This is a genomic window from uncultured Amphritea sp., from assembly GCF_937127095.1.
GTDB lineage: Bacteria > Pseudomonadota > Gammaproteobacteria > Pseudomonadales > Balneatricaceae > Amphritea.
On sequence record NZ_CAKZLP010000026.1, the window covers coordinates 1 to 4,627 of the forward strand.

Sequence of the window (4,627 nt, forward strand, 5' to 3'; positions counted from 1 at the left end):
AACTGTCTTGATAATGAAGCAGAGCACGGACAGGTGCTGGAGTAGGGGATAGTCATCTCCAACTGGATGCTAAGGCGATCATTCAGCAGCTCCGCACTGATGGTGAATGGATAGGACTGGTAGCCCTGCTCATTACTTTTCAGAGAGTTCCGTTGCAGCAGCAGATCAAAATGTAGCTGTATTCGTGCCCCCTGGCTGAGGCCTTGTTGTGACGCCACCATAAAAGACAATAGCTGTGCAAAAGATTCCCTGCTCAGGGGACTGTTCGCCAGATGGCTGTTCATCTGCAGGTAAAGCCGGGACATATGGATACCCTTTGCATCCGGGCTATCAAGGCTAACATAGAGATTGGCCCGGGCACTGATCGACTGTTGACTGTTATCACCGCAGTCAAGCCTGATCGGCAGTGCGATATCTTCCATCCCTACCCATTGCAGTGTCAGCGCGTGTGAGGCTACATGGTGGGCTGCCACATCAGGCAGTTGTTTAACATTTAACATAGAGGTTTCGTTAGTTATGATATTCAGTGAGAAAAATTAAGTGCCATCGCGACCGGTTGTGAGCCCGGCGGATGACCATCGAAAACCCGGGTACCATTGACCCAGGTGGAGAGAATTTGTGAACTAAAAGTGTAACCATCAAAAGGTGTCCAGTCACAGTGATAGCGGCATGAAGCATGGCTGGCCTTTGTACGGCCCTCTGGGTTAATCAAAACCAGATCAGCAAAGTACCCTTCCCGCAGGAAACCCCGTTCAACGACACCATAACGAAGTGCCGGATTATGGGCGGTTTTCTCCACCACCTGCGCTACTGTGAAACGTTGTTGATGGACATGATCCAGCAGGCTTAGCAGAGCATGCTCCACTAACGGTAGTCCTGCTGGCGCCTGCATATAGCTTCGATTTTTCTCCTCCCAGGTGTGGGGAGCATGATCGGTGGCGATAATATCTATCTGGCCGGTATGCAGTGCCTGAATGAGAGCGTTCCTGTCACGGCTGGTTTTGATCGAGGGATTGCATTTAATCAGGTTGCCCAGGGCGGGATAGTCTTCATCAGAGAACCAGAGATGGTGGACACAGGCTTCGGCAGTGATCGATTTGCCGGTCACCGGGCCCGCTTCAAACAGGTTCAGCTCCTGTGCAGTGGTAATATGCAAAACATGCAGCTGGCTGCCATAGCGCTTAGCCAGCCCCACGGCATAAGATGAAGATGCATAGCAGGCTTCATGGGCACGAATAATGGGGTGATCAGTAATCTCTGGAATGATACCCGCCCGCTGATAATCATCCAGATTATGTTTAATCACCGGCCCGCTTTCGCAATGAGTTACGATCAATACCGGACTCTCCCGGAAGAGTGATTCCAGTGTCTGTGGCGCTTCTACCAGCAGGTCTCCGGTGGACGCGCCCATAAAGACTTTAACGCCACAATGCAGTGATGGGTCCAGCCGTTTGATCTGTTCGAGATTATCCTCAGTTGCACCCAGATAGAAAGCATAGTTAGCCACAGAGCTTTGTTTCGCCAGGGCGTATTTATGCGCCAGTGCAGACAGTGTTGTCGTTGACGGTGTGACGTTCGGCATCTCCATAAAGCTGGTAATACCGCCAGCGACGGCTGCGCGGGATTCACTGGCAATAGTGCCCTTATGAGTCATCCCCGGTTCCCGGAAATGTACCTGGTCATCGATCATCCCCGGAAGCAACCAGCAGCCCCCGGCCTCGATAACATCATCATTGGCATTCGCCGGGATCTCCCTTGAGATCTGTTCGATACGCTGGCCCGATATCCGCAGATCTGCCACATATTCTGCACCTTCGTTAAACAGAGTCGCATTTTTAATCAGGGTTGTTCTCATGGGTGACAGGCATCCCCAATAACCCGAACCTGTTGTTGCTCAGACTCAACTTCAAAATAGAAACATGCGGGTCGGCCGGTATGGCAGACGGCACCTTTCTGCTCTACTTGGCAGAGAATGACATCACCATCGCAGTCAAAAGACATTCTGACCAGTTTCTGGGTATGCCCGCTGGTCGCTCCTTTTTCCCAGAAACAGTTACGACTGCGTGACCAGTACACCATGCGCCCAGTCTGCAGTGTTTTATTCAGTGCTTCCCGATTCATCCAGGCCTGCATCAATACCGTTTTGGTTGAGCGATCCTGCGCGATGACCGGTATCAGGCCCTGTTTATTAAAACTGAGGTTATCCATCACCTTAGCTAATGGCAGCCTGTGGTTATGGGGGGTGTTTTCCAGACACTGAAAGAACGCCTTGCTCATATAACAATCTCTCCTGCCATCAATAACCTTTGAATAATCTTGATAGACGTTAGAATAGCTGGGTTAAACATGTTATAACATAACATTAATTTAAATTATTGTAATAAAATTATCAGGTGTTGGTGTGAATGCGACAGAGCTGGAAATTAGTCAGACAGGTTATATCGGAAGTGGAGAGCAGAGCTATGCATCAGGGTTAACGCCTGAAGTGATGACAAAGATCTATCAGGAACAGATAAATCTGGTGGTTTTACAACGAATGCTGGCAACAGACGTCTCTGATTATTGCCAGATGCTGGTCGAGAGTAAGCCGGGTTTAAACTTCCGCTCAGTTCTGACCCCTGAGAAAGCAGTCGCGTCACTCAGATCATCATTGCCGGATCTGCAAAACCAATCAGCGTTTATCGATGATATTGTGTTACTACTGGAGATGTACTCCTGCTTATTTGAACTTGATGAGGTTGGCGTAAGACTACAGGTGCTGGATCGTGCGATGTGTCCCCGTTTTCATACCGATAAGTTAGGTTGTCGACTGGTCAGCACTTTTCTGGGGCCGGGAACGGAATGGCTTCATAACTGTGATGTAAACCGCAGCAAGCTGGGCCCGGGGAATATGGGGTTGAGTGACGATGAGTCGGGGTTGTTTTCCAGCGCTGTCTGTATTCAACAGGTCAATCCAGGGGATATTGTTCTGTTAAAAGGCGATGGCTGGTATGGTAATGATGGGTTGGGGGCGGTCCACCGCTCACCGGCCGTTTTCGGCGGTGAAAAGCGCATCGTTGTGACTATGGATTTTGCTTGAGGATAGAATACAAAGTGGCCAGTCAAGGCCGGTATTAGTAGATCACTACATTAAAACTTCTGTTGAGTGTTGAAAGGCGACCTGGAAAAGTTCTCAGCTGTTCTTAAGTCCCTAGGCCTTACTATTTTAATACTATCCTTACCCTGATTACCTTGTGCAATATTTGTCATGATGAGGTTCATCGCGGTGGTTTCGACAGTAGCGAACTGAAGGATAGTATAGGGCTTGGATAGGCTTACCCCGAGCCTGTAATAGAGTTGTGTAACTGCCAATCATGGAGCCTGCAAAGCCCGAACATTCCCCCATTCCCCTAGAGCCCCCCTGAGAACGCTTGTATACTAGCCGCAATTTTGTCTCAGACTCACCATGGGTTCACTATTTTGCATACACTTGCACAGTTAAAATCTGGCGAATTAGCGGGTATTCAGCATCTGAAATTGTCAGAGAATTTGACCACGTTCCCATCTGAAATATTGTCACTGGCAGATACGCTGGAAATTCTTGATCTATCCCACAATCAGTTAGATTCATTGCCGGATGAGCTGAAGCAGCTGCATAAGCTTAAGATTATGTTTGCTTCAAACAATCGCTTTGAAGCGCTGCCAGAGGTGCTGGGTCAGTGCGCTAACCTGGAGATGGTGGGTTTTAAAGCGAATAAAATAAACCGGGTTCCGGAAAACTCTCTGCCGCCCAGGTTACGCTGGCTCATCTTAACGGATAACCGGATTGAAACCCTGCCAGAGGCCCTGGGTGAACGGCCCCGGCTGCAAAAGTTAGCCTTGGCGGGGAATCGCTTAACCCATCTGCCAAAGAGTATGGCTAAGTTAACTAATCTTGAGCTGGTGCGTATCTCTGCTAACCAGTTGAGTGAATGCCCTGAACAGCTGCTTGATCTGCCGAAACTCGCCTGGATTGCGTTTTCCGGTAATCCGTTTAGTCGCTCTGATCTCAGTATACAATCCGTTCCAACCATTCAGTCATCCAGTTTTTCCTTGCTGGAAGTGCTCGGGCAGGGCGCATCGGGGGTGATATCAAAGGCTGTCTGGCGTGAAGATCAAAGCGCATTTCCTGATGATGTCGCGGTGAAAGTATTTAAAGGTGAAGTAACTTCTGATGGCTATCCGGAAGATGAACTGAATGCCTGTTTAAAAGCCGGAAGTCATCCAAATCTGGTACAGCCTTTGGCGCAGGTGAGTGAAAGTGGGTACTTAGCGTTGATCATGAAGTTGATACCCGCTCACTACAGTAATTTAGGTCTTCCACCCTGTTTTAAAAGCTGTACCCGTGACAACTTTTCACAGGGTTTTGCGTTATCGATTGAGCAGATTGAAAAAATGGTTGTTCAGATGGAAAGTGTCTTTACTCACCTGCATGACCAGCAAGTCTGCCATGGTGATCTGTATGCCCATAACACACTGTTTGATGAACACGCCAATATCATCTTTGGCGATTTTGGTGCAGCAACGATGTATCACATGCTGACAGAGGCGCAACAGCAAAAGATCCGGCAGATTGAGCGGCGGGCCCTGCATCATTTTATTGATGACC

The 4,627-nt window shown here is 48.9% G+C and carries 5 protein-coding genes; 2 read left to right on the forward strand and 3 right to left on the reverse strand.

Going from position 1 to position 4,627, the window contains the following annotated elements:
- The 3 genes from Q0499_RS06910 to hisI all read right to left on the reverse strand — a co-directional run.
- The coding region (locus tag Q0499_RS06910) for a GTP cyclohydrolase, FolE2/MptA family (protein WP_299197614.1) at positions 1-500 on the reverse strand (500 nt) is incomplete at its 3' end.
- Between the two features lie 23 nt (positions 501-523).
- Entirely contained in the window at positions 524-1,855 is a 1,332-nt protein-coding gene (locus tag Q0499_RS06915) for a dihydroorotase (RefSeq protein ID WP_299197616.1), read from the reverse strand.
- Positions 1,852-2,277, reverse strand: a complete 426-nt coding sequence (gene hisI, locus Q0499_RS06920; RefSeq protein WP_299197619.1) for a phosphoribosyl-AMP cyclohydrolase — start codon at positions 2,275-2,277, stop codon at positions 1,852-1,854. Before hisI ends, Q0499_RS06915 begins: the two co-directional genes overlap by 4 nt.
- A gap of 124 nt (positions 2,278-2,401) precedes the next feature.
- On the opposite strand from hisI, the gene Q0499_RS06925 reads away from it, so the two are divergent.
- On the forward strand, positions 2,402-3,079 hold the full coding sequence (locus tag Q0499_RS06925) for a DUF1826 domain-containing protein (protein ID WP_299197620.1): 678 nt from the start codon (positions 2,402-2,404) through the stop codon (positions 3,077-3,079).
- Between the two features lie 380 nt (positions 3,080-3,459).
- On the forward strand, positions 3,460-4,627 hold a 1,168-nt coding region (locus Q0499_RS06930; RefSeq protein ID WP_299197621.1), incomplete at its 3' end, for a leucine-rich repeat-containing protein kinase family protein.

Bases quoted from the DNA above. Each gene is read 5' to 3' on its own strand.
- Q0499_RS06915 (WP_299197616.1), bottom strand. From the start codon at position 1,855: ATGAGAACAACCCTGATTAAAAATGCGACTCTGTTTAACGAAGGTGCA.
- hisI (WP_299197619.1), bottom strand. From the start codon at position 2,277: ATGAGCAAGGCGTTCTTTCAGTGTCTGGAAAACACCCCCCATAACCAC.